The sequence below is a fragment of the Bacillus sp. FSL M8-0071 genome, from assembly GCF_037975455.1.
In the GTDB taxonomy this organism is placed as follows: Bacteria; Bacillota; Bacilli; order Bacillales; family Bacillaceae; genus Bacillus; species Bacillus subtilis.
Genome location: NZ_CP150256.1, coordinates 3,732,723 through 3,757,263 on the forward strand (window position 1 = coordinate 3,732,723; position 24,541 = coordinate 3,757,263).

The following is a 24,541-nucleotide window of genomic DNA, read 5'->3' on the forward strand; positions in this document are numbered from 1 at the left end:
TTTTGTTTATAGAGCAGATGTTTCCATTTATTAATGAAAGTGTAAGAGTTCACCAGCTTCCTGAGGGCGGCGTGTTAGAAATCGACTACTTGCGCGATAATGTCTCCATTTCTGACTTTGAGTATTTGGATCTCAACAAAACGGCTTACGAGCTCTGCATGCGCATGGATGGCCAAAAAACAGCTGAGCAGATTTTAGCTGAGCAATGTGCAGTGTATGATGAATCACCGGAAGACCATAAAGATTGGTATTACGACATGCTCAACATGCTCCAGAACAAGCAGGTGATCCAGCTTGGAAACCGGGCCAGCCGCCATACAATCACCACGAGCGGAAGCAATGAATTTCCGATGCCCCTGCACGCCACCTTTGAACTGACGCACCGCTGTAATTTGAAATGCGCCCACTGTTATTTGGAAAGCTCACCTGAAGCGCTCGGCACCGTGTCGATTGAGCAATTCAAAAAAACGGCTGATATGCTGTTTGATAACGGTGTATTGACATGCGAAATCACAGGCGGAGAAATTTTTGTCCATCCAAACGCCAATGAGATTCTTGACTATGTGTGTAAAAAGTTCAAAAAAGTCGCTGTCTTAACAAACGGAACACTCATGCGAAAAGAGAGTTTGGAGCTTTTGAAGGCTTACAAGCAAAAAATCATCGTCGGCATTTCTCTTGATAGTGTCAATTCCGAGGTCCATGACTCCTTTAGAGGGAGAAAAGGCTCTTTTGCCCAAACTTGTAAAACGATAAAATTGTTGAGTGACCACGGTATATTTGTCAGAGTCGCCATGTCTGTCTTCGAAAAAAACATGTGGGAAATCCACGATATGGCCCAAAAGGTTCGGGATCTCGGGGCGAAGGCGTTCTCTTACAATTGGGTTGACGATTTCGGAAGAGGCAGGGATATTGTCCATCCAACGAAAGACGCCGAGCAGCACCGCAAGTTTATGGAATACGAGCAAAATGTGATTGATGAGTTTAAAGATCTGATTCCGATTATTCCTTATGAGAGAAAACGCGCGGCAAATTGCGGCGCTGGCTGGAAGTCCATTGTGATCAGCCCGTTCGGCGAAGTACGTCCTTGCGCCCTCTTTCCAAAGGAATTTTCATTGGGAAATATTTTTCATGATTCCTATGAAAGCATCTTTAACTCCCCTCTCGTCCATAAACTGTGGCAAGCGCAAGCGCCGCGGTTCAGCGAACATTGCATGAAAGACAAATGCCCGTTCAGCGGCTATTGCGGAGGCTGTTACTTAAAAGGGCTGAACTCTAACAAATATCACCGGAAAAACATTTGCTCTTGGGCGAAAAATGAACAATTAGAAGACGTGGTCCAGCTTATTTAGGAGGGAAACGATTTGTCACCAGCACAAAGAAGAATTTTACTGTATATCCTTTCATTTATCTTTGTCATCGGCGCAGTCGTCTATTTTGTCAAAAGCGATTATCTGTTTACGCTGATTTTCATTGCCATTGCCATTCTGTTCGGGATGCGCGCGCGGAAGGCTGACTCGCGATGAGCATTTTGGATATACACGATGTATCCGTTTGGTATGAACGGGACAACGTCATCTTAGAACAAGTGGATTTACATTTAGAAAAAGGCGCCGTTTACGGGTTACTTGGGGTAAACGGCGCCGGAAAAACGACACTGATTAATACGCTGACAGGCGTGAACCGCAATTTCAGCGGGCGCTTTACACTGTGCGGAATTGAAGCGGAGGCCGGCATGCCGCAGAAAACATCAGATCAGCTGAAGACTCACCGTTACTTCGCCGCCGATTATCCGCTGCTATTTACAGAAATTACGGCGAAGGACTATGTGTCTTTCGTCCATTCGCTTTATCAAAAGGATTTTTCAGAGCAGCAGTTTGCCAGTTTGGCCGAGGCCTTTCATTTTTCGAAATACATCAATAGGAGAATTTCGGAGCTGTCCTTGGGGAACAGGCAAAAGGTTGTATTGATGACAGGCTTATTGCTGCGCGCTCCCCTGTTTATTTTGGATGAGCCGCTCGTCGGTTTGGATGTGGAATCGATAGAGGTCTTTTATCAGAAAATGCGTGAGTACTGTGAAGCAGGCGGAACCATTTTGTTTTCTTCTCATCTGCTCGATGTCGTGCAAAGATTTTGTGATTATGCGGCTATTCTTCACAACAAACAGATCCAAAAGGTCATTCCGATTGGAGAGGAGACCGATCTGCGGCGGGAATTTTTCGAGGTGATCGGCCATGAATAACATAATCCCTATCATGTCTTTGCTGTTCAAACAGCTTTACAGCCGGCAAGGGAAAAAGGATGCCATCCGCATTGCCGCAGGCCTTGTCATTCTGGCCGTGTTTGAAATTGGGCTGATCCGCCAGGCCGGCATTGATGAATCGGTGTTGCGCAAAACGTATATCATACTCGCGCTTATCTTAATGAACGCATATATGGTGTTTCTTTCTGTGACATCTTCATGGAAGGAATCTTATATGAAACTGAGCTGCCTGCTGCCGATTTCTTCACGGAGCTTTTGGCTCGCCCAGAGTGTCGTTTTGTTTGTCGATACCTGTTTGAGAAGAACTTTATTCTTTTTTATTTTACCGCTGTTCTTATTTGGAAACGGAACGCTGTCAGGGGCGCAAACATTGTTTTGGCTCGGCAGGTTTTCGTTTTTTACCGTTTACTCCATTATTTTCGGAGTTGTGCTAAGCAACCACTTCGTCAAAAAGAAGAACTTGATGTTTCTGCTGCATGCGGCGATATTCGCCTGTGTATGTCTCAGCGCCGCTTTGATGCCGGCCGCCACGCTTCCGCTTTGCGCGGTTCATATGCTGTGGGCGGTGATCATTGACTTTCCTGTCTTTCTGCAGGCGCCTCCGCAGCAGGGCAAGATGCATTCATTTATGCGGCGATCTGAATTTTCGTTTTACAAAAGAGAATGGAGCCGATTTATCTCTTCTAAAGCGATGCTGTTAAATTACGCGGTAATGGCGGTATTCAGCGGCTTCTTTTCGTTCCAGATGATGAACACCGGCATCTTCAATCAGCAAGTGATTTATATCGTGATTTCCGCGCTTTTGCTCATCTGCTCGCCGATCGCCCTTTTGTACTCGATTGAAAAAAATGACCGGATGTTGCTCATCACGCTTCCGATCAAGCGGAAAACGATGTTTTGGGCGAAATATCGCTTTTATTCAGGCCTATTGGCAGGCGGATTTCTCCTTGTCGTGATGATTGTGGGTTTCATCAGCGGCCGTCCGATTTCAGTTCTCACTTTTTTGCAGTGCATTGAGTTGCTGCTGGCGGGAGCTTTTATCAGGTTAACTGCGGATGAAAAAAGGCCCTCCTTCAGCTGGCAGACGGAGCAGCAGCTATGGAGCGGTTTCTCAAAATATCGGTCTTATCTGTTTTGTCTTCCCCTATTCTTAGCCACATTAGCCGGCACCGCTGTATCCTTGGCGGTCATTCCGATAGCCGGTCTGGTCATAGTCTATTACCTGCAAAAACAGGATGGTGGTTTCTTTGATACAAGCAAAAGAGAACGGCTTGGAAGTTAACCTGCTGAAGACTCATCAATTTTCAACTATTTCAATCGCCGCGAGCTTTCTGAAACCGATCGAAAGCGCGGCGGAACCTGAGGAAGAAACGATTTATTTTTACGGCGCCGCCGCATACCTGAAGGAGCAAATTATTGACGCTTTCGGTTGTGCTGCCGGCAGCCGTTTCATGTACTCAGCGAATCTCTTTTTTGATCAGCAGCTGAAAACCTGCGGGACCCGTTTGATTCACCCATTATATAACGGGAATCTTCATGTTGACGCCCTGCTGAAAACTTTTGCAGACTTGTCTTTCCCTTCTTCTCTTTCATTCGAAGCAGTTGAAAAGGCCAGGAATGAGCTGCTGCTGAGAATCGAAAAGAAATTCACTGATCCTTTCTCCTACTCGGCGGCGCGCTTGGCTGAGGAGGTCTTCGGAAACCCGATGTACGGCACAGGCATGTTTGGCCGGAAAGACAGGATAAAGGCGATTCATCCTAAACGGTTTCTCGACGCAACGGACTTTATCGTTGATTTAGTGTCCCAGCAAAAACAGCTGAACATATTGGGACAAGTACAAGCATGTGATGTTCGGGGACATGCCCCGCAAACGTCCGCTGTAACGTCCGGAAGAATACCCGTAAACCGGCATGTTTTTGAAACAGAGACACGCAGCGCTGCAGGTCCTTCCGTCTTGACACTCGGATTTGACTGCGGAGAGATGAAAGATGCCAGCGATTATATCAAAATACAGCTAATAGACGGATTACTGGGAAAGTACGGCCATTCCGCTTTATTCAAGCACTTCAGAGAGAAGGATCTGGCAGTCTATCACGTTATCACCCGTTACGATGTCATGAACAATTTGCTGCTTGTTTCAATATGTACAGATCAGCTTCATGAGATAGACATTCCCCCGCGCGTTTTGGAAGCTGTCTCAGCTTTTCATACAGATGAGCGGGAACTAGAACAGGCAAAGCAGTTTTTACGCAATGAATTGCTGCTGCAATTCGATTCTCCCGAAGGTCTATTGGCCTATATGGGGATCCTGCGCCGCTTCTCCTGCACGAAAGAAGCCTTGCTGGATGGCATCTCAGCGGTTACATGCCGTGATGTATTGCAATTCATAGCGACCATCAATTATATCGGAGCTCATGTAGTAAGGGGATGAAGAGATGGAAAAGAAATCCTTTTTTCAACAGCTGGATGAACGAACCGATATCAGATACACAGACAGCGGACTAAAAATATTCAGATTGAAATTCCCCCGCGCCCACCTGCGGCTGTGCAATGTAAAAATCGATTTTGGAAGCCGGGATGTATGTATACGGGCAGAATCCGGTGATACACTGCTTCCGTATGGCACAGCGCATTTTTTAGAGCATCTTCTCTTCTGGCATAACGGCCGCAATCTGTACAGTGATTTTTTTGCGCATGGCGCGCTTTTAAACGCATTCACTACCTACACCGATACCAATTTCATGTTTACCTCATTACCGGATCGGCTCAGACAAACGATCCCCATCCTGCTTGATGCTTTATGGAACCACTCATTTGACAAGAAGATTGTCGCTCAGGAAAAAGCTGTGATTACAAGCGAAATTCAAACAGCACACCTTAACCATCAGCTCTCATATCATTATCAGCTGATCAGCATGCTTTCTCCCTCCTCACCAGCTGCCGTTTTCCCCGCAGGCAGAATCGAAGATATTGAGGCGCTGGACATCAGTGATTTACAAAAAGCCTATAAGGCTGCCTACCAAGCCCATCGGATGACGCTGTTTTTGATTGGGGGCTCAGAAAATACAGAAACGCTTTTGCCTCCTCACCTCCAGCTGGAAAAGCGTCCGGATTATCATGCTGAAAGAAAAATCATCCCGGCATGCCCTCCAGCCCTCTCACAAAAAATGGTGCTGGGTGATGAGGAGCGGATGGAAGATACATGGACCGGATTACAGATCGGCGCACTTCCCGGGCAAAACGATCTGTTGGCGATAAAGCTTTATTGGGATATCGCGGCTCGTATTCTATTTCAATTAGATTCACCGTTTTTTCAAGAGATTCAGCAAACGTACCGCCTAGAAATCGATCGTTTGTCAGCCGAGACTTATATCTATGAGGATGGCGGTTTCTTGATCCTTCACAGTCAAGGGACCCATTCTTCAGCTTATATCGATGTGGCTTCATACTATGTCACACAGAAGAAAGAACAGGTTGCCGCCTGGCTTCAATACGGCAAGGACTCTTTGACAGACGCGATCATTTATGACAGCGATTATGTGCGTAAATGCTTCGAGTGGGCAGCCGAGTGTGACAGGTGCGATTGCTCGTTTCTTGACATGTACCACATCATTCAAGATATGGATGCGCAGGTTTTCTTGTCTCTCATTGATGCAATGGCATCTTCTAACAAAGCGATCATTCACATTTCTCAGAAAGAGGCGATCAGACAATGAAAAAAAACACTGTCTTTACCCTTTTATTGCTGCTTATAGGTATGGCGGCTTATTCCTTCGGCTGGGTTCAGGCCGTTGCCGAAGCCGCCGCCCAATATGTACAGATGATCAACAATGATGCTGTGCGGCTCGGGCTGCTGGCTTGTACCGCTGCCCTCCTGATGCTGCCTGCTTTTCTCTATCTTCATTATGTCACCCAATCCGTGAAAAACATGACAGCAGCTTTTCAGAAACTCACACAGTCTCATCAAAGCTGCTGTGACTTTCAGCAACACAACTTGTGCAGCCGATATGCAGAAGACGTCAAATCGCTGCGTGACAGCTATAAAAACGTCCGCCAAACATACGTGATGGCTGCCGTGTTGTGCCAAGTCATCATATTCGGCTGCATGTTCGAAATCGTTAAAGCCGTCCCTTTCCGCCTTCACACGCCCCCTGCCCTTTCAATGGGACTTGCGATGCTACTGATTCTGTATTTATTGTTTTGCATGCGAACATATTTGCGGCAGCTTTTCCGGCACGGCAGCCTGTTCAGAAAAGTGTTTGCGGGAGCGCTGGCAGCAGCCGGGATTTGGTGGATGCTCAGTTTCTCTATAAGTGAACTGCTGTTTCTGATTATCCTGGCTACCATTCAGCAAATCGGATCATTTATTTATAAACGATTCTCTTATCGCAGCACCGCTTCTCTTGATCTATAAAATAGCTACATCGCAATCGCAGACGGACCCGCGCCAACCGGAATCACCGTCACGGCTGTATAATCACTTGTGCGGTACACGGTCACAGCATTGTCGTTGGGCTGTGCCGCATAAATATACTGTTTGTCCGGCGTTACGGCGAGGTCAAAAGCGCCGGGGAGAGACACGTTTGCAATGATCCTCTGTCTGGCCGTATTAACTACATATAAGTTATTAATAAGAAACGGTTCACTATATGGCTCTAGAAAATAAGCTCTAGTGCTATCGAGAGAAAATACAATCGTCCTCAGCGTTTCAAATAAACGGCTGAAGTCCCCTCCCCTGCTTAATGGAGACAAACTAATCTCCGTTACACCTTTCGGCCACAGCTCACCATTCAACACGTACGCAAAATTTCCAGCGTAAGGAGTTGCAATTAAACTGGGAAATTCAAATGAATCTATGATACTTTCTACCAACTGCCCAGTATTTGCATCATATTTATCAACCGACCAACTGCTTCCATTAGCGGTATAGACATACTGTCCATTCGGATCAAGAGCAAAGTCTAAAGCGCCGGGTATCGGAATGACATCAATGACCGATTGAGAGGCCGTGTTAATCACATATATAGATCCGGCAGCCATCACGTATGCGAACTCATCTGTTGGATCAAATTCGATCTTTCTCGGCCCTCCTCCAACAGTAATGGTATTTATGATGGTTAATGTTTTATTATCAATCACTGAGACAAGGTTGGTATTTCCATGGAGGACATACGTGAATGCTTTATCGAAAGTAACGCCTAGATTAGTTGGCACGTCAGAAAAAGGGATTGTTTTTACAACAGTGTTTAAATCTGCATCAATGACCGAAACCGTGCTGTCTCCAGTATTGGCAGTAAACACATACGATTGAGGGTCTGGCGATGGCGGCAAAACAAGTGTCCCGGCCACCGTGAGCGGACTGCCGTAGAAAGGCGGCACGATGAGAAGATCTTCCACTGTCATTTGACTAAAATCAGGACAGCGGCCAGACTGTGCTGCATAATAAACAACTTGATCAATCTCTTCAGTATGAATCACAGAAACAGCCCCGTCCCCTTGTCCATATTGATTTCGCACAGGCGACACACTGACAAGAAGCGTAATGGTCCCTTGTACTCTCACAGCATATCGAACACCGATATCTTCTGGTTCCGGCCCAGTCTGGATTAAGCAAGGCTCACTGATACAGGACAAATTGTCTGTACTCCATGTAACAGCCGCTGACGCTTCGGCCGAATCAACCTTGAAGCCCTCAGGGGTATCTATCGGCACTTGAAACGGCGCTTCTCGGCTAATTTCCTCATCACAAAAACAGAAACAATTTTCCTGTAAAGCAGAAAGATCATTCTTTTTCATGATTTCACGTCCTTTTAAAAATGCACAGCATTCAGTTGATTAGATCGCAATAGCTCCCGGTGAAACCCCAAGAGATATGACAGTTTCCACAGAATAATCATCCGTGTTGTAAACAGTGATGTTCTGCTCTGAAAAATGGGTTGCATACAGAAATTCGCCATTCGGGGTAAACGCAAAGTCTCTTGCCGACTGCGGAACATTTCCTATAACGCCTGCTCCATTTGGACTGACAGAATATAAATTGCCAGTGAAGCCGTCATATAAATACACCTCTGCTCCACTCGTAAACATTCGATATTCCCCTTCATACTCCAGATCTTGGGTGCTGCTGATGGTAAACGTATTTAAATCAATAACCGTCAAATAATTAAAAAAGAATTCTTGTTCTAATACATAGGCATACCGCTCCGGCCAATTTGTTTCTATGGTTGATACGATAAGCTCTCGTTCAATTGTTCCTGTGACTTCACCGGTAGTTAGGTCCACTTTTTGCACTATACCAAAATTTAGAACATAGGCGAATAACCCATTGGGATCGATTGCAACATCATACCCTTCTACAGGAATCGACCTATCCACAGTTAACGTATCAATTCCAATCACATAAACCGCAGTACCGGTGAAAACATAAGCAAACTCATGATTAGGGATAAATCTTATCAATCGAGGCGGCTGATCCAGCAATATAGTTGCTGTCACAGTTAATGTGTCATAATCGATGACAGAAATCACATTATTGTTGGGATGTAAGACAAACACAGCGCTTTTATCTGGCGTAATTTCAATACCTGCCGGATTGTACGGAAGAGCAATCGTTGTCACAACAGTATGGGTGTTTGTATCAATCACAGAAACTGATTGATCATTTGGATTCGCTGTAAACGCGTAGACGGGTTCCGGCTCCGGTACAAGCACAATCGTCCCCGTCACCGATAAAGGACTGCCGTAAAACGGCGGAACAACAACAAGGTTCTCAATCGTGATGTCACTGATATCCGGGCAATCATCCGGTTCATCGGAATAATAGACGACTTGATCGATTTCTGCATTGTGAATGACGGAAACAGCCCCGTCCCCTTGTCCATATTGATTTCGCACAGGTGAGACACTGACGAGTAGCGTAACGGTTCCCTGCAGGCGCACTGCAAATTGAACACCGACCTCATCAGGCTCTGGCCCCGTTTGAATTAAGCAACGGTCACTGACACAAGAAAGGCTGTCTGCATTCCACGTCACGTTTGCAACAGCTTCAGCCGGATCAACGACAAATCCTTCAGGTAACTCAATCGGCGCTTGAAACATGGCTTCTCGGCTTGCTTCTCCCTCACAAAAACATAAGCACTCTTCTTGTTCTGCTCCTGCTTTTTCTTTAAAGGAAAGCTTATTTTTTCTCATTCCTTCACTTCCTTTTCAGACATACACTGCTCACGCAGATATAACAGAATATGGAAGAGTAACGTGTTTGCTTGTACAAATTACTGAGGGTAAAAGCTTCTTTTTGAAAATATATCTCCAAACATGCGGTGTAACGAAAGAAAAAATTGCGGTTTTTTTGCGCTTCTCACAAGAATGTTGATGATAAAATATGACATATATAGAATTATGAAGGGAGGGATTTGCAAACGTGACAGGTGTCATATCTTCTTCTTCCATCGGAGAAAAGATTAACGAATGGTATATGTACATACGCCGATTCAGCATACCCGATGCAGAATATTTGCGACGAGAAATCAAGCAAGAGCTGGATCAAATGGAAGAAGATCAAGACCTTCATTTGTACTATTCACTGATGGAGTTTCGGCACAACCTAATGCTTGAGTACCTTGAACCGTTAGAAAAAATGAGGATTGAGGAACAGCCGAGACTGTCTGATCTGCTGCTTGAGATTGATAAAAAACAGGCTCGTTTAACTGGTCTGCTTGAGTACTATTTTAATTTCTTCAGAGGCATGTATGAGCTGGATCAGCGGGAATATCTGTCGGCTATTAAATTTTTCAAAAAGGCCGAAAGCAAGCTGATATTCGTTAAGGATCGGATAGAGAAAGCTGAGTTTTTCTTTAAGATGTCTGAATCTTATTACTATATGAAACAAACGTATTTTTCAATGGACTATGCACGGCAAGCATATGAAATATACAAAGAAAATGAAGCTTATAATATAAGATTGCTGCAGTGTCATTCTTTATTTGCCACCAATTTTTTAGATTTAAAACAGTATGAGGATGCCGTCTCACATTTTCAAAAAGCTTATTCTATGGCAGAAGCTGAAAAGCAGCCCCAATTAATGGGAAGAACTTTGTACAATATCGGGCTTTGTAAAAACAGCCAAAGCCAATATGAGGATGCCATAACTTATTTCAAAAGAGCAATAGCTGTTTTTGAAGAATCAAATATTCTTCCTTCCTTACCTCAAGCGTATTTTTTAATTACACAGATCCATTATAAATTAGGAAAAATGGATAAAGCTCATGAATACCATAGTAAGGGAATGGCTTATTCACAAAAGGCCGGAGATGTAATATATTTATCAGAGTTTGAATTTTTGAAATCTTTATACTTATCAGGCCCGGATGAAGAAGCAATTCAAGGATTTTTTGATTTTCTCGAAAGTAAAATGTTGTATGCTGATCTTGAAGATTTCGCTATTGATGTGGCAAAATATTATCATGAACGTAAAAATTTTCAAAAAGCTTCTGCTTATTTTTTGAAGGTGGAACAAGTAAGGCAACTTATTCAAGGAGGAGTGAGTTTGTATGAAATTGAAGTCTAAACTATTACTCTCTTGTCTGGCTCTAAGCACTGTGTTCGTGGCAACAACTATTGCAAATGCACCTACACACCAAATTGAAGTTGCACAACGAGGAATGATTTAAACACTTAAAATATAAAAAGGGAAATGTTATTTCGTTAACATTTCCCTTTTTATATTTATTCACTTAGAAATTTATCAGCCTTTTCACTTCCTTTAAATTAAATATTAATAAACAAATGAATTTTTCCTTAAATTTCATTTACTTTTCCTGTATTATACATTATTATATATAGGACTTAAGTTATCTATAATCTTCAATTGAAGAATACTCGGAGGAATAATAACAAATGAAATTTACAGTTAAAAAACATATAAGTAAAATGTTTATAATATTTGGGCTTGCTGTTTCATCTTTTGGAGTCACAAGTGCTGTGCATGCCGCTGCCAATACTTCTGATTCAACTGTCCATTTTACTTTTAGAGTATGGTCTCCTTATGATTATACAACTGCACGCAGAAAACAGAACAAAAGCTCTATGTATATGAAAGTGATAAGCTCTGACAAGAACAGCAGTTTTAATGTTTGGACTGAAGCAGATGCTAACGTTCACTCTAAAGGACGAGACTGGAAAAACGTATCTGGAAAAAACATGAAGGAGAGGTAAAGCCAGGAAACACTTATTTATTTGTGAACACAGCAGTTGAAAGTTATGGTAAAAATGTTCCCGTACGATTTGGTGGTTACAGCTGGGAAAATAATGCGTACAAAACAAATTGGAGTCCTGACAGTGTTAAACCTAAAGGCAAATACATAGAATATTAATGGAATTTTGCTTCTAAATAGGGTTTGAGCGGTTTTACGATATGTAAAACCGCTTTTTAAAGTTTATTTTTCCCTTAAATTAATCATGATGATTTATAAATGTGGTAATATATGAAAATGATTACCTTAATTCATTTTAATAACAGGAGGTATAAATATGACCTATTTTTTCATTTACAGGCTTCTAAAAAGCAAGACACTATATTTTTCACTTATATTTAGTACTCTCATAGTACTATACCAGTACTTGGATATTGTAGTGTTTAATAATCATACAAATCTGCCTTACGAAGTTCACAAATCACCTTTTTTATCGAACATATTACAGGGTAATTCTGTTATTCCTTCAACAGTATGGTTGATGATACTTCCTATTTTGGCTACCTTGCCAATTACAAGTCTATATAGATTTGATGTGAATTCTGGATATTTTATGAACACTATAATAAAAACAACTAAAAGCAAATACTTTAATACACTTATCGTGTTTAATTTCTTGTGCTCTTTTTTGATTATTATAATTCCTTTAAGTATTAATTTATATTTATTTTTGATGACTTATCCATCCATTAAACCTGATGGAATCATAAATTACATGCAAAATGTGGTTTCTAATGGTAGTGACCTTGCTAACATTTATTATGAACATCCACTGCTCTATACGTTAATCCTAATACTTATAAATGGACTATACGGTGCTATCTTATCAACAGTCGGGCTATCTTTTTCTTTTTTCATTAAAAAAACTTATTTTGTATATATTATACCTTTTGTTGTGAATTTACTTGGCATTACTATCTTGAATCCAGATTATAATCCTCAAAGATATATTATTAATAAAAATGGTTTTTTTAATTTGCAAATTTTTTCTTTATTAAACTTAGTATTAATTATATTAGGTCTTTTAATATTTTTATGGGGTAAAAAGCGCCGTGTTTTATTATAATCTTTTAAAACAAAAATTCATAAGCAAATATTTTGGTTTTTCTATACTCTTTTCTATCAATGCTATAATTATATTTATATTTTTTAAGAGATCAATACAGACGCAAAATGACCATATTATCGATCAAATCTTTACATATCAGCATCTTGTATTATTGATAGCTCCATTAATTGTAGTATTTACTCTATTAGTGTCTTCCGATTATTTCATGGATCATGCCGTGATTCGGCTGAATAGTTCATTTAAGATAGTAGGGTACTATTTCCTTAAAAGCATTTCTTTTTCAGCTATACTAGGCATTATCGTTATGGGAGAAATCTATATATTGTGCTTTACATATAATATTGATAATAATCTGTTAACTGTTAGTAATTTTTTAACTCATGTATTCGCCTATATATTCATTGCTTACTTGACATCGTTTTTAATCCTTTTAACAAATCAAATATTAGTTGTAATAATAGAAATAATTTTATTTTTGTTTGATTATCTAGAATGTAACGGCATTCTCTTCTTAAACGGATTTTTATTAAATTTTGATGTTTTAAAGGATCTATTGGTATTCAGAGTAGGGCTGATGTTTATTTTGTTCGGAGTGTGTATTCAAATAGTTAAAAAACAAGACTATTTGAGGCCTAACGACCAGAAAGGAACGTACTGATGCATTCTATTTTTCATTTGTTAAAAAGGGATATTATGATGAGGCTGCATGATTGTAAAGCAACTTTTCTTTTTATAAGTTTAGCAGCTTTGCTAGTCTATTTTGTTTCTTTTTGGAATAGTTATAAATCTGGCCAACTAGACCAGCACAATCTTTTAAATAATTATATGAATGTCTTTCATTCACTAAACTTTTTTGAATTACATGAGCTTTATTCACAACATAAATTTTCAATCCCCTTTACGTGGATTTGCCTTCAGCTATTCCCTTTACTTATTATTGGGCATTTTTCATATAATGACTTTCAAAAATCAGGAACTTTATTAATACCTAAATTAAACAATAAATTAGCTTTTTGGTTAAGCAAAGTGTTTTCCTTATGGTTTTTTTGCTTGATAATCTGGATTGTCTGGTTTTCATTCTATTTCATTTTCTTTCTAATATTCAAAGGCACAATAACAATTGGAGAGATCAAACCTGTTCTTTCTTTAATGTTAATTCAATATTCAGTGACAGCTGTTTATACTCTAGTTTTTGAAACATTAACGTATTTCTTTTCGTTTATTATTTCATTAGTTATTTCAATTGTGTATCTCATCATATCCATATTTGTTCATTCAAAATTCTTTTTTACCTCGTTAGCCATACCAGGCAGATGGTATTTCGCCGATCATTCATCAATAAATATGAGTTATTCTAATGGCTCTGCTATTCATTTGCCAATATTTATTGGTGTAATTGCTTTATTTTGCATCTTATGCTCCTTTGTAGGAATGATTCGCATAAAAAAAATAGACATTTTAGGAGATTAATTATGACTGCATTTATAGAATGTACAAATGTATATAAGAAGTTAAAAGGAAATCTTGTACTTAATGATATTAATTTAACTATCAAAAAAAATGAGTTTGTAGTATTAAAAGGACATAATGGCTCTGGAAAAACAATGATTTTAAGAGCAATCGCAGGGCTTTTAAAATTAACCAAAGGGCAAATTATTGTCAATAATCTCGTTATAGGAAAAGATACAGATTTTTCCATAAATACTGGGATATTAATTGAATATCCCAGTTTTATACCTGTCTATACCGGTTATCAAAATTTGAAATTCTTAGCTTCAATTAATAAGAAAGTTTCAGACCAAGAGATCCGAAAAATGATAGAGCAAGTAGGATTAGATCCTGAAGACAAACGTAAGGTAAAACGTTATTCCTTAGGAATGAAGCAACGTTTAGGCCTAGCACAAGCACTAATGGAGTCTCCATCACTGCTGCTTTTAGATGAACCGACTAACGCACTCGACAAAAAAGGAATTCAGCTAATCACTGATTTATTGAAAAAAGAAAAAGAAAAGGGAACTACAATAGTCGTTGCAAGTCATGATGAAACCCTGACTGAAAATAATATTGTAGACAGAGTTATACATATTAGCAATGGTAGACTGGGTGAGGATAATGAATAAACGAGCAATATTGTTAATAACCATTTTTTTAATTATTGTTGCTGGTAGTAGTTTTCGTTATTATAAACTGAATAATCATAATGATAATTACTCTCCTCATATCACAAACCTTCCGAAAAATCGTATGATCGATACGGGCGCCGGGATTACTTATCATGTTCTCAAACCATTAAAACCAATTGAATTTATGGATGAGGATCTTAATATGAAAAGATTATTATACATTTTGCCGCTGGATATAACAAATACATCCAAGCACGAAATAACGCTGGAACAGCTCTCACCTGATGGAATGAAATATCTTTTTTTTGGTGGCTTTGATCACTATTACAATTTAATGGCGTATAATTTAGATCTTCCAGAAAAGTATCAATTCAATACTTCTATTCCTGCTGGGAAAACTATACGAGGCTATGTCGGTTTGAAAATGACAAAAGGCAAAGACGTAAACTTTAACTATAAAAATTTTGATCCCACAACCTCTAAATTATTTGTTTATTATTCCTTGATAAACAAATCAAATAAAAGGATAACATATAAATTCCCACTTAATTAATCTGGTATTACAATTCAGGAAATCAATTCATATTTCCTGAATTGTATTTTTATATTCTCTTCCTTCTCTCCTGAAAAGTTAAATTATAGAATTCAATATCTTTCAATTTAATTTTCATCTATATTGATATGATGATTGCCAACACCGCTTCAATAATTTTCATTGAAAATCATAATAATTCAAAACCTCTTATCTCCTTAATTCATTCCACTTCAAGCACCTATTAAGATTAAAAAAAATAAAACAAGCCCGTACTGAATGGCTTATACCAGTCAACACGGGCCTACCTTCTTATTTCACAAACCCAAGCAGCATTTCACGGATGATTTTGCTGGCTGTGTTTGCCGTTTGCTCTGAGTGGTCATACACCGGTGCGACTTCCACTAAATCAGCGCCCTTTACGTTTACCTCTGAACGCGCAATTTCATGGACGGATGCAAGCAGTTCTTTAGACGTGATGCCGCCGGCGTCAACCGTTCCTGTACCCGGTGCGTGTGCAGGGTCTAATACGTCAATGTCAATTGTGACATAAACCGGACGGCCCGCCAGCTTCGGAAGCACCTCTTTCAGCGGTTCAAGCACTTCAAATTTTGAGATGTGCATGCCGTTTTCCTTCGCCCATTCAAACTCTTCTTTCATGCCGGAACGGATTCCGAATGAATACACATTGTGCGGTCCGATCAATTCTGCCGCCTTACGGATCGGCGTGGAGTGAGAAAGCGGTTCTCCCTCATAATCAACTCGAAGATCTGTATGTGCGTCAAAATGGATAATCGCAAGGTCTGGGTATTTCTTGTACATCGCTTTAATGACAGGCCAAGACACGAGGTGCTCTCCCCCCATACCCATTGGGAACTTCCCTTTTTCTAAAATGCTATCCACGTACTCCTCAATCATATCCAGGCTTCGCTGCGGATTTCCGAACGGCAGCGGAATGTCGCCGGCGTCAAAGAAGTTCAAGTCAGCCAGATCGCGGTCTAAATATGGGCTGTATTCCTCAAGGCCGATTGACACCTCACGGATTCTGCTTGGACCAAAGCGTGAGCCCGGGCGATAGCTGACTGTCCAGTCCATCGGCATGCCGTAAAGAATGGCGTCCGCCTCTTCCCACTCGGGACGGCTCGCGATAAACACTTTTCCTGAATAAGCTTCATCAAATCTCATCTATAATACCCTCGCTTTCCTGTAAAAAAGCGCAAGATTCGCTCCTGCGCCATACCTTCATTATTTAATCAGGTCACTCACAAATTTCGGCAGAACAAACGCCGCTTTATGAATATCTTTTGTGTAATATTTCGTCTCAATATCGAAGAAACGGCTGTCTTCCACTGCAAGAGGATCATATTTTTTCGAGCCAATTGTAAATGTCCACAAACCGCTTGGATATGTCGGAATGTTCGCCGTATACAGCTTCGTAATCGGGAAGATTTCCTTCACGTCGCGCTGTACATTTGTGATTAATTCCGGTGTAAACCATGGGTTGTCCGTCTGCGCAACGAAAATACCGTCTTCTTTCAGCGCTTTTGCGATTCCTGCGTAGAATCCTTTTGTAAACAGGTTTACAGCCGGTCCGACTGGTTCAGTCGAATCTACCATGATGACGTCGTATTGATTTTCAGATTTTGCAATGTGCATAAATCCGTCATCTACCTGCACGTCAACGCGCGGATCATCCAGTTTGCCTGCGATAGAAGGAAGGAACTTTTTAGAGTATTCGATAACCTTGCCGTCAATATCTACAAGTGTCGCTTTTTTCACGCTTGGGTGCTTCAGGATTTCTCTGATAACGCCGCCGTCACCGCCGCCGACTACGAGAACGTGCTCCGGATTTGGGTGCGTAAATAATGGCACATGCGCCACCATTTCGTGATAAACGAATTCGTCTTTTTCAGATGTCATCACCATGCCGTCCAAAAACAGCATGTTGCCGAACTCTTCTGTTTCCACCATTTCTAAATGCTGAAACTCCGTTTGTTCTGTATGTAACGTCTTGTTAACCTTCATCGTAATGCCAAAGTTTTTCGTCTGCTTCTCTGTGTACCAAAGTTCGCTCAATTGTCATCTCCCTTTCGAGGCTGTATTCATTTATTGTAAGCGTCTTATCAGCTTTTATTCTCGGTTGAAATCTCATTTTCACCTAAGGAAAAAGTATAGAGGATGGCGGGGAAAAAGTAAAGATGCGTCCTGTTCTGCGATGTTTAAAAACGATCTTTTTTTCTCATAATAGTAGAAACATAAAAAAAGGGGGAACCCGTTGTGGATGCAATGACAAATAAACGGCTGAGACTGACGCTGAAAACCGTTCGCGCCTTTATCTTTTTAGGGGCTTTTGCGGCCTTGGCGGCAGCTGCCGTGTTTATGACTGTCATTTTGATAGCCAAATACCAGGGCGCTCCCTCGGTGCAAGTGCCGCAATCCACGATTTTGTATGCGAGTGACGGCTCAAAGCTCGGGGAAACGAACTACGGCGAAAAGCGCTATTGGGTCCCCTTAAAGGACATGAATCCGACGATCGTAAAAGCGACAGTGGCGATTGAAGACCAAAATTTCTACGATCATCACGGCTTTGATTATAAACGCATGGCCGGCGCGGCGCTTGCTGACCTGAAAGCATTTGCCAAGGTTCAGGGTGCAAGCACCATCACCCAGCAATATGCGAGAAACTTATACCTTGAACACGACAAAACGTGGAAACGGAAATGGAATGAGGCGTTCTACACAATCCGTCTGGAACAAAACTATTCTAAGGACGAGATATTAGAAGGCTATTTAAATACGATTTACTACGGCCACGGCGCCTACGGCATTGAAGCAGCTTCCCGCCTGTATTTCGGCAAGCATGCCAAAAACCTGACGGATGCGGAGGCGGCGCTTTTGGCAGGAATCCCGAAAGGCCCTTCCGGCTATTCACCGTATGTCAATGAGACGAAGGCCAAGGAACGCCAGAAAACGATTGTGCGAATGATGGAAAAGCAGCAGATGATCAGCCAAAAAAAAGCGGATGAATTGATCAAGGAACCTCTTTCCTATCAGCCTTTGAATAAACAAGTTTCCAAGAGAAAGGCTCCTTATTTCTACGACAATGCGATGAGAGAGCTGGAAAAAAAGCTCGGCATGACACGGGAGCAAATTGAAACGAGCGGGTTAAACGTCTATACAACGGTAGATAAACGGATGCAGCGCATCGCCGAGGAGACCATTACCGAAACGGTTAACGCGGGATCTGACATTCAAGTCGGGTTTTCAGCCATTGATCCCCGCACCGGAAACGTTCTCGCCCTTGTCGGCGGCAGGGATTATCAAAAAAGCCCGTTTGACCGGACGACACAGGCGAAGCGCCAGCCTGCTTCGACGATCAAGCCGTTGCTGTACTATAAAGCGATTCAGAGCGGATTTACGCCAGTCACTTTGATGAAAAGCGAAGAAACCGAGTTTCAAATTGATGCAAAGGGAGAAACCTATTCTCCAAGCAACTATAACGGATACTATGCCAACAAGCCGATTACGCTTCTGCAGGCGCTGGCGCTTTCCGACAATATTTACGCTGTGAAAACGCATCTTTTTCTCGGCACGAACAAACTTGTAAAGACGGCAAAGGAATTCGGCATTACCGCCCATCTTCAAGCACTGCCGTCCCTGGCACTCGGCACCGAACCCGTACGTCCGATTGAGATGGTCAACGCCTATGCCATGCTCGCAAATGGCGGAAAGAAAATCGAACCGACTTTTATTTCAAGAGTAACGGACGCAGCCGGCCACGTGCTGTACGAAAACCCGAATCAGCATAAACAGGTGCTTGATGAAAAAGCCGCTTTTGTCACAGCGAGTATGATGACAGGCATGTTTGATACCGATTTAAATGGATATACGTCGGTTACGGGGCGAACGATAGCCAACCGCCTGACAAGAACGTATGCCGGAAAATCAGGAACCACCAGCGCAGACAGCTGGATGATTGGCTTCAATCCGAAGCTGGCCGCCGGTGTTTGGACCGGGTATGACAAAAACAGCACCATCGACTCGGTCGAAGAAAAAAGCTATGCTAAAACCATTTGGGCGGACTTCATGGAGGACGCGCTCAAAGGCGAACCGGAAACCGCGTTCAAGCCGCCAAAAGGCGTAACCGGTGTGTACATTGATCCGGAAACAGGCTACTCATCAGGTCCCGGCTGCGCCGCTAAGCATTACACATATTTTGTGAAAGGGACAGAACCCGCAAACGTGTGCTACGGGGCAGAACCCGCAAAACAAACAAAAGACCGGCTTCCATCCAAAGAAAAGCCCGCTTCCGAGAAAAAGTGGTGGGACAAATGGCTGGGGCGGCATCATTGAAAATAACCCGGCTCCTCGGAGGCCGGGTTATTCGTATGGTTCCTTCATAATCGATGGAAGAATGTTAGACAATCGAGCTGAACAATCAGTTTTGGGATAAAGTGGTGAATTTCTCATTTCTTCGGCGCTGGCTTTCATCTCCCAGTCGCCGACTCATATCCCCCTAAAAATGAAAAACCCCGAGTCTTGTTTCGGCTCGGGATTTTCCATGTCCTATTTCTGTATCACCAGTTTACTCAATGTTTACGAAAAATATCTCAAATACTTTAAAAATTCACAGAAAATTCATAAATTAATTGTTTTCCGGAAGCAGGCTCGTTTTTAACTCATCTGAGGAACGGTCCCATAGGCCCTGATCATGCTTTTTCAGAAATTCACCTAGTACACGCTTCGAGCTGTCGTCCATTTTATCAACGATGATTTTCCGTTTCATGGATTTATCCATCAAATTCACATGCTCAGGCAGCGACTTGTAGCCTCTTCTGATACTTCTGTCGACCGTCATTTCACAGGCTGTCACACCAGCGTAATAAGGCCCCTCTTCTTTTCTGTCAATCGTTACCCACACAAGCCAGTATGGTTTTCCGTTCGGCACTTCTTCTTTATTCGGGAGAAATTTAATTCCTTTTTCAACGGTGCTGCGGGCATGCATGGCGCCGATGTCTACGAACGCTTCTTTTTCTTCTACATCAACGAATACGGGAGAAATGTTATCAAGGCTGAGTGCCCCTACGCCAAAACCGCCGTGTCCGTCTGTCGGATCACTTTTGATAATATTAAACCCGATTGATTTTTTCTTTTTTTCTTCCATGAAGTTCTACCTCCTACAAAAGCGGTTGAAATATCGCTGAAAACAGCTTTAAAATCGAATCTCTTCCTGCATTGAGCATCGGCCACAGCACGTAAGATCCTAGCGGTGTCACAAACAGCACCAAAAATACGATAAAGCCGTAGCTCTCCGCCTGCGTCATTTTGGCACGCACGCCCGGCGGAACGAGATCTTCTATAATTCGATAGCCATCGAGCGGAGGAAGCGGCAGCAGATTAAATAAAAACAAGACAAGATTCAGCTGTATCCAAATAGAAAAAAACTGATCAAGCCCCGTGCTGAACGCCGCAAGCATTTCCATTCCGTACGCATGCATCAACACTAACAAAAAGAAACCAATAAACGCAAGAATCAGGTTACTGACGGGCCCGGCTATAGATACGAGCACACCGGCAAGCCGGGGTTTCTTAAAGAAGCGGCGATTCACGGGAATGGGGCGCGCCCACCCGAATCCGGCCACCAGAATCAAAATGGTTCCGAACGGATCAAGGTGTTTAATGGGATTCAGCGTCAGTCTTCCTTGTTTTTTCGCCGTATCGTCACCGAATTTGTATGCGACATAAGCGTGGGCAAGCTCGTGCATCGTAAACGACACAATTAGCGTGATGACGAGGTATGGCATTAAAGATAACGGATAATATAAAAAACGGTCCAAGTGAGATATCCCTCTTTCTCAAAATGCAAGAATTTACTTTATTCAGTATACTATAAGAAGCCTCTTTTTCTAAAGAGAGGAAACGAGATAAAGGAGGATTCAGCACCTATGCCATACGTAACTGTCAAAATGCTCGAAGGCCGTACAGACGAGCAAAAACGCAATCTTGTCGAGAAAGTAACAGAAGCCGTAAAGGAAACAACTGGCGCTTCTGAAGAAAAAATTGTTGTCTTTATAGAAGAAATGAGAAAAGACCATTATGCCGTCGCAGGCAAACGCCTGAGCGATATGGAATAATCTCTATAAAGCCGGCGCTTCGCGCACCGGCTTTTATTATCCCTATTGAGCCAGCTTCGCAATAATCGCCAAGAACGTCTTTTTCTCTTCGGCTGTTAAACGTTCAAACATGCCATCAATCAGCTGCTGGCGGTTTTCGATCATTTGTTCAGCCGCTCCCCGGCCCGATTCAGAAAGCGTAATCCATACAGTGCGGCGGTCATTGTTATTTCTGGATCTCTCAATAAACCCTTCCTGCTCTAAATGATTCAGAGCTGTGGTCGTGGCAGAGGGAGACAGTGTGACCTCCTTCAAAATATCCTTTATGGTGCAGCTCCCATGTCTGTATATGATCCGCAGAATAAATCCTCTTACATTATTCACGTGTTTCGGAACGGTGGCTTCATCTAATTGCTTCGTGCTTTTCAAATATTTTGTAAGTGCGTGATCCAGCAAATTTGCTTCCAGTTTATCATGGTCCATGTAAATTTCCCCATTTCGAGATGCATTCATAACATACGAACGATATGATTTACTTATTATTTTACTGATTCCGAATAGGGAAAGTCAAAAAAGCAAAATGTGAATTCACAGCTTTTATCCTACATGCCTCGATTTTCCACCTGTTTGACAAGTTTATCTTTAAAAGTTTGGAAAGGAACGTGTTCACTCTGCTGATGTCCGAATCGGCGGACGTTTACCGCATTCTCCTGCTCCTCATGATCTCCAAGCACCAGCACGTACGGGATTTTCTGCACCTGCGATTCTCTGATTTTATAGCCCAGCTTCTCATTGCGCTCATCAATGCCGGCTCTTATCCCCGCCTGCTTCAGCTCCGCCTGCACCTTTCTGCAATAGTCTAAGTGAACGTGAGAAACCGGTATGATTTGAACCTGGAGCGGTGCGAGCCAGACTGGAAAAGCCCCGCCGTAATGCTCGATCAAAATGCCGAAGAAACGGTCGATTGAGCCGAAAACCGCTCTGTGGATGACAACGGGACGAACCTTTTCATTGTGTTCGTTGATATATGTTAAATCAAATTTTTCCGGCATTTGAAAATCAAGCTGAATAGTCGCGCATTGGTGGCTCCGTTTCAGGGCATCTTTTATGTGGAAATCAATTTTCGGCCCGTAAAACGCCCCATCGCCTTCATTGATCTCATAAGAGAGGCCAAGCTCCTCAAGGACGCGTGCTAAGGCACGTTCCGACGCTTCCCAAAGGCTGTCATTGCCTAATGAATCCTCCGGGCGAGTCGAAAGCTCAACTGAATACTCGAAACCAAATGTCCGATATACCTCATCAATCAGCCGAATCGCTTCTTTGATCTCACTCTCAATCTGATCCTCCCGAACGAAAATATGGGCGTCATCCTGACAGAACGTCCGAACGCGAAGCATTCCGTTTAAAGCGCCGCTGTATTCATGGCGGTGCACCTGTCCGAATTCCGCCATGCGAATCGGCAGATCCCGATAAGAATACAGGCTGTTTTTAAAGATGAGCATGTGGCCGGGGCAATTCATCGGCTTCATTGCGAATCTTGTATCATCCACTTCTGAAAAGTACATATTGTCGCGATAATGGTCCCAATGGCCTGACTGCTCCCATAACCGCTGATTCATCATAAACGGCGTACGCACCTCATCGTAGCCGGCATTTGTTTGCAGCTCACGCGAGAAGCGCTCCAGCTCATTGCGGACAATCTGCCCTTTCGGCAAATAAAACGGCATCCCCGGCGCTTCTTCAGAAAACATAAACAGCCCTAACTGTTTGCCGAGCTTGCGATGGTCTCGTTTTGCCGCTTCTTCCAGCATATGCAGGTGCGCATCCAAATCTTTTTTCTTTTGAAACGCAACCCCGAACACCCGCTGCAGGACTTCATTTTTGCTGTCTCCGCGCCAATAAGCGCCTGATACTCTTGTCAGTTTGAACGCCTTGATCATCCCTGTAGAAGGAAGATGCGGCCCGCGGCACAGGTCAACGAATTCCCCTTGCTGGTACAGTGTGATATCCTCCCCGCGCGGAATATCCTTTAAAATCTCAAGCTTGAGCCGCTCTTCTTTTTGTGCAAACAGCTCTTCAGCCTCTTCGTAAGAAACCTCTATACGTTTGATTTCAAGGTTCTCATTTATTATGTTTTTCATTTCTTTTTCGATGGCCTCTAAGTCTCCTGATGCCAAGCTTTTCCCCAGCTTCATGTCATAGTAGAAGCCGTCTTCAATCACAGGCCCTACCCCCAATGACACTTCGCCGTACAGCCGTTTTACTGCTTGGGCCAGCACATGCGCTGATGTGTGGCGAAGCACCTGCAAGCCTTCTTGTGAATCGAGTGTGACAATCGAAAGCTCAGCATCCTCCTCCAGCTTGAAACTGAGATCAACAAGCTTGCCGTTGACCTGACCTGCGGCCGCCTTCTTTTGCAGACTGGAACTGATAGAACCAGCCGCTTCCTTGATTGTGATGCCTTTCGGATATTCCTTGATCTGTCCGTCCGGAAGCTGAATGTGCACATGTTTACTCATTTTAAAACACTCCTTATTCATTGTTGTATATAAAAAAACACACCCGTCCCGCAGATAGGGACGAGTGTGTGATTAACCCGTGGTTCCACCCAAGTTCCCGACAAATACGATATTGTCGGCTCGGTGCTGTAACGCAGCATAGACGGCATTGGTTACTTCAGTTCCCCAATGCTGCTCCAAGGCGGTAAATGATATTCCTAAGCTGGGAAGCTCTCACCTTTCCTTCCCTCTCTGAAAACCGTAACTATCATTCATGTCCTTTTCATCGCATGTATTCAATTCATAAAAAAACACACCCGTCCCACAGATAGGGACGAGTGTGTGATTAACCCGTGGTTCCACCCAAGTTCCCGACAAATACTATGTTGTCGGCTCGGTGCTGTAACGCAGCATAGACGGCATTGGTTACTTCAGTTCCCCAATGCTGCTCCAAGGCGGTAAATGATATTCCTAAGCTGGGAAGCTCTCACCTTTCCTTCCCTCTCTGAAAACCGTAACTATCATTCGTGTCCTTTTCAACGCATTTATGTAGTTCATATAAAAAAACACACCCATCCCTCTAAAAGGGACGAATGTGTTGATCATCCGTGGTTCCACCCAAATTCCCGATCAATTACACATGGTGATCGGCTTAAAGATGCTGTAACGCAGCATGACGGTATCAGATACTTGT

The 24,541-nt window shown here is 42.6% G+C and carries 22 protein-coding genes, 2 pseudogenes and 3 other annotated features (1 of these 27 running past the window's edge); of the genes and pseudogenes, 15 read left to right on the plus strand and 9 right to left on the minus strand.

Annotated features, from left to right (window positions below):
- The first annotated feature begins 2 nt into the window (after window positions 1-2).
- Genes albA through albG form a run of 7 tightly spaced genes read left to right on the plus strand, consistent with a single transcriptional unit; the run spans window position 3 to window position 6,675 of the window.
- Window positions 3-1,349, plus strand: coding sequence for a subtilosin maturase AlbA (albA, locus tag MKX71_RS19285; RefSeq protein ID WP_015714887.1), 1,347 nt, complete (start codon window positions 3-5; stop codon window positions 1,347-1,349).
- 12 nt (window positions 1,350-1,361) lie between these two features.
- Window positions 1,362-1,523 carry an antilisterial bacteriocin subtilosin biosynthesis protein AlbB gene (gene albB / locus MKX71_RS19290; protein ID WP_003222006.1) on the plus strand — a complete coding sequence of 54 codons (162 nt, stop codon included), beginning with the start codon at window positions 1,362-1,364 and terminating at the stop codon, window positions 1,521-1,523.
- Window positions 1,520-2,239 carry an ABC transporter ATP-binding protein gene (locus MKX71_RS19295; protein ID WP_003227564.1) on the plus strand — a complete coding sequence of 240 codons (720 nt, stop codon included), beginning with the start codon at window positions 1,520-1,522 and terminating at the stop codon, window positions 2,237-2,239. Before albB ends, MKX71_RS19295 begins: the two co-directional genes overlap by 4 nt.
- On the plus strand, window positions 2,232-3,542 hold the full coding sequence (albD, locus tag MKX71_RS19300) for an antilisterial bacteriocin subtilosin biosynthesis protein AlbD (protein ID WP_339231500.1): 1,311 nt from the start codon (window positions 2,232-2,234) through the stop codon (window positions 3,540-3,542). The genes MKX71_RS19295 and albD overlap by 8 nt, the downstream gene beginning before the upstream one ends.
- Entirely contained in the window at window positions 3,532-4,692 is a 1,161-nt protein-coding gene (albE, locus tag MKX71_RS19305) for an antilisterial bacteriocin subtilosin biosynthesis protein AlbE (RefSeq protein ID WP_072175642.1), read from the plus strand. The genes albD and albE overlap by 11 nt, the downstream gene beginning before the upstream one ends.
- Before the next feature lie 4 nt (window positions 4,693-4,696).
- Entirely contained in the window at window positions 4,697-5,977 is a 1,281-nt protein-coding gene (locus MKX71_RS19310) for a pitrilysin family protein (RefSeq protein WP_339231501.1), read from the plus strand.
- A complete protein-coding gene (gene albG, locus MKX71_RS19315) occupies window positions 5,974-6,675 on the plus strand; it encodes an antilisterial bacteriocin subtilosin biosynthesis protein AlbG (protein ID WP_015250988.1) in 702 nt (233 codons plus the stop codon). The genes MKX71_RS19310 and albG overlap by 4 nt, the downstream gene beginning before the upstream one ends.
- A 5-nt stretch (window positions 6,676-6,680) precedes the next feature.
- On the opposite strand, the gene MKX71_RS19320 is transcribed toward albG, so the two are convergent.
- The 3 genes and pseudogenes from MKX71_RS19320 to MKX71_RS19330 all read right to left on the minus strand — a co-directional run bounded on the left by MKX71_RS19320 (window position 6,681) and on the right by MKX71_RS19330 (window position 9,679).
- Window positions 6,681-8,057, minus strand: coding sequence for a YncE family protein (locus tag MKX71_RS19320; RefSeq protein WP_339231502.1), 1,377 nt, complete (start codon window positions 8,055-8,057; stop codon window positions 6,681-6,683).
- A 39-nt stretch (window positions 8,058-8,096) separates the two neighbouring features.
- On the minus strand, window positions 8,097-9,452 hold the full coding sequence (locus tag MKX71_RS19325) for a YncE family protein (protein WP_339231503.1): 1,356 nt from the start codon (window positions 9,450-9,452) through the stop codon (window positions 8,097-8,099).
- Window positions 9,449-9,679 (minus strand): annotated as a pseudogene (locus tag MKX71_RS19330) (hypothetical protein). The gene MKX71_RS19325 and the pseudogene MKX71_RS19330 overlap by 4 nt, the downstream one beginning before the upstream one ends.
- A 2-nt stretch (window positions 9,680-9,681) precedes the next feature.
- Here MKX71_RS19330 and rapF point away from each other — a divergent pair.
- The 6 genes and pseudogenes from rapF (at window position 9,682) to MKX71_RS19360 (ending at window position 15,257) form a co-directional block, all read left to right on the plus strand.
- Window positions 9,682-10,827, plus strand: a complete 1,146-nt coding sequence (gene rapF / locus MKX71_RS19335) for a response regulator aspartate phosphatase RapF (RefSeq protein WP_029318693.1) — start codon at window positions 9,682-9,684, stop codon at window positions 10,825-10,827.
- Window positions 10,811-10,930 (plus strand): phosphatase RapF inhibitor PhrF, encoded by a 120-nt coding sequence (phrF, locus tag MKX71_RS19340; protein ID WP_009968329.1) that lies wholly within the window; start codon window positions 10,811-10,813, stop codon window positions 10,928-10,930. Before rapF ends, phrF begins: the two co-directional genes overlap by 17 nt.
- Window positions 10,931-11,156: 226 nt before the next feature.
- Window positions 11,157-11,632, plus strand: a pseudogene (locus tag MKX71_RS19345) (hypothetical protein).
- Between the two features lie 259 nt (window positions 11,633-11,891).
- Complete coding sequence (locus MKX71_RS19350) at window positions 11,892-12,578, plus strand: hypothetical protein (protein WP_241495663.1); 687 nt, start codon at window positions 11,892-11,894, stop codon at window positions 12,576-12,578.
- A gap of 1,475 nt (window positions 12,579-14,053) precedes the next feature.
- Window positions 14,054-14,701, plus strand: coding sequence for an ABC transporter ATP-binding protein (locus tag MKX71_RS19355; protein WP_029318689.1), 648 nt, complete (start codon window positions 14,054-14,056; stop codon window positions 14,699-14,701).
- The gene (locus MKX71_RS19360) at window positions 14,694-15,257 is read left to right on the plus strand and encodes a hypothetical protein (protein ID WP_015483840.1); all 564 of its coding nucleotides are present in this window, start codon (window positions 14,694-14,696) and stop codon (window positions 15,255-15,257) included. The genes MKX71_RS19355 and MKX71_RS19360 overlap by 8 nt, the downstream gene beginning before the upstream one ends.
- 291 nt (window positions 15,258-15,548) lie before the next feature.
- Here the strand turns inward: MKX71_RS19360 and speB are convergent, their stop codons facing one another.
- Together speB and speE are read right to left on the minus strand one after the other, a co-directional pair.
- Window positions 15,549-16,421: an agmatinase gene (gene speB, locus MKX71_RS19365; protein ID WP_003227545.1), complete on the minus strand. Its 873-nt coding sequence runs from the start codon at window positions 16,419-16,421 to the stop codon at window positions 15,549-15,551.
- 60 nt (window positions 16,422-16,481) lie between these two features.
- Complete coding sequence (gene speE, locus MKX71_RS19370; protein WP_003227543.1) at window positions 16,482-17,312, minus strand: spermidine synthase; 831 nt, start codon at window positions 17,310-17,312, stop codon at window positions 16,482-16,484.
- Window positions 17,313-17,513: 201 nt separating this feature from the next.
- Between speE and MKX71_RS19375 the strand changes: the two genes are divergently transcribed.
- A complete protein-coding gene (locus MKX71_RS19375) occupies window positions 17,514-19,589 on the plus strand; it encodes a transglycosylase domain-containing protein (protein ID WP_015384942.1) in 2,076 nt (691 codons plus the stop codon).
- A 292-nt stretch (window positions 19,590-19,881) separates the two neighbouring features.
- Here the strand turns inward: MKX71_RS19375 and MKX71_RS19380 are convergent, their stop codons facing one another.
- A complete protein-coding gene (locus MKX71_RS19380) occupies window positions 19,882-20,400 on the minus strand; it encodes a YwhD family protein (RefSeq protein ID WP_003244446.1) in 519 nt (172 codons plus the stop codon).
- A 13-nt stretch (window positions 20,401-20,413) separates the two neighbouring features.
- A complete protein-coding gene (locus MKX71_RS19385; protein ID WP_003243167.1) occupies window positions 20,414-21,073 on the minus strand; it encodes a site-2 protease family protein in 660 nt (219 codons plus the stop codon).
- Window positions 21,074-21,181: 108 nt separating this feature from the next.
- Here MKX71_RS19385 and MKX71_RS19390 point away from each other — a divergent pair, with 108 nt between their 5' ends.
- Entirely contained in the window at window positions 21,182-21,370 is a 189-nt protein-coding gene (locus MKX71_RS19390) for a 2-hydroxymuconate tautomerase (protein ID WP_003222038.1), read from the plus strand.
- Between the two features lie 42 nt (window positions 21,371-21,412).
- On the opposite strand, the gene MKX71_RS19395 is transcribed toward MKX71_RS19390, so the two are convergent.
- On the minus strand, window positions 21,413-21,832 hold the full coding sequence (locus MKX71_RS19395) for a MarR family transcriptional regulator (protein ID WP_003242889.1): 420 nt from the start codon (window positions 21,830-21,832) through the stop codon (window positions 21,413-21,415).
- A 119-nt stretch (window positions 21,833-21,951) separates the two neighbouring features.
- Window positions 21,952-23,868 carry a threonine--tRNA ligase gene (thrS, locus tag MKX71_RS19400; RefSeq protein ID WP_339231504.1) on the minus strand — a complete coding sequence of 639 codons (1,917 nt, stop codon included), beginning with the start codon at window positions 23,866-23,868 and terminating at the stop codon, window positions 21,952-21,954.
- Window positions 23,869-23,921: 53 nt separating this feature from the next.
- Window positions 23,922-24,143: a binding site (T-box leader), on the minus strand.
- Window positions 24,144-24,174: 31 nt separating this feature from the next.
- Window positions 24,175-24,396: a binding site (T-box leader), on the minus strand.
- Window positions 24,397-24,429: 33 nt separating this feature from the next.
- Window positions 24,430-24,541 (minus strand) — a binding site (T-box leader) (it continues 117 nt past the right edge of the window).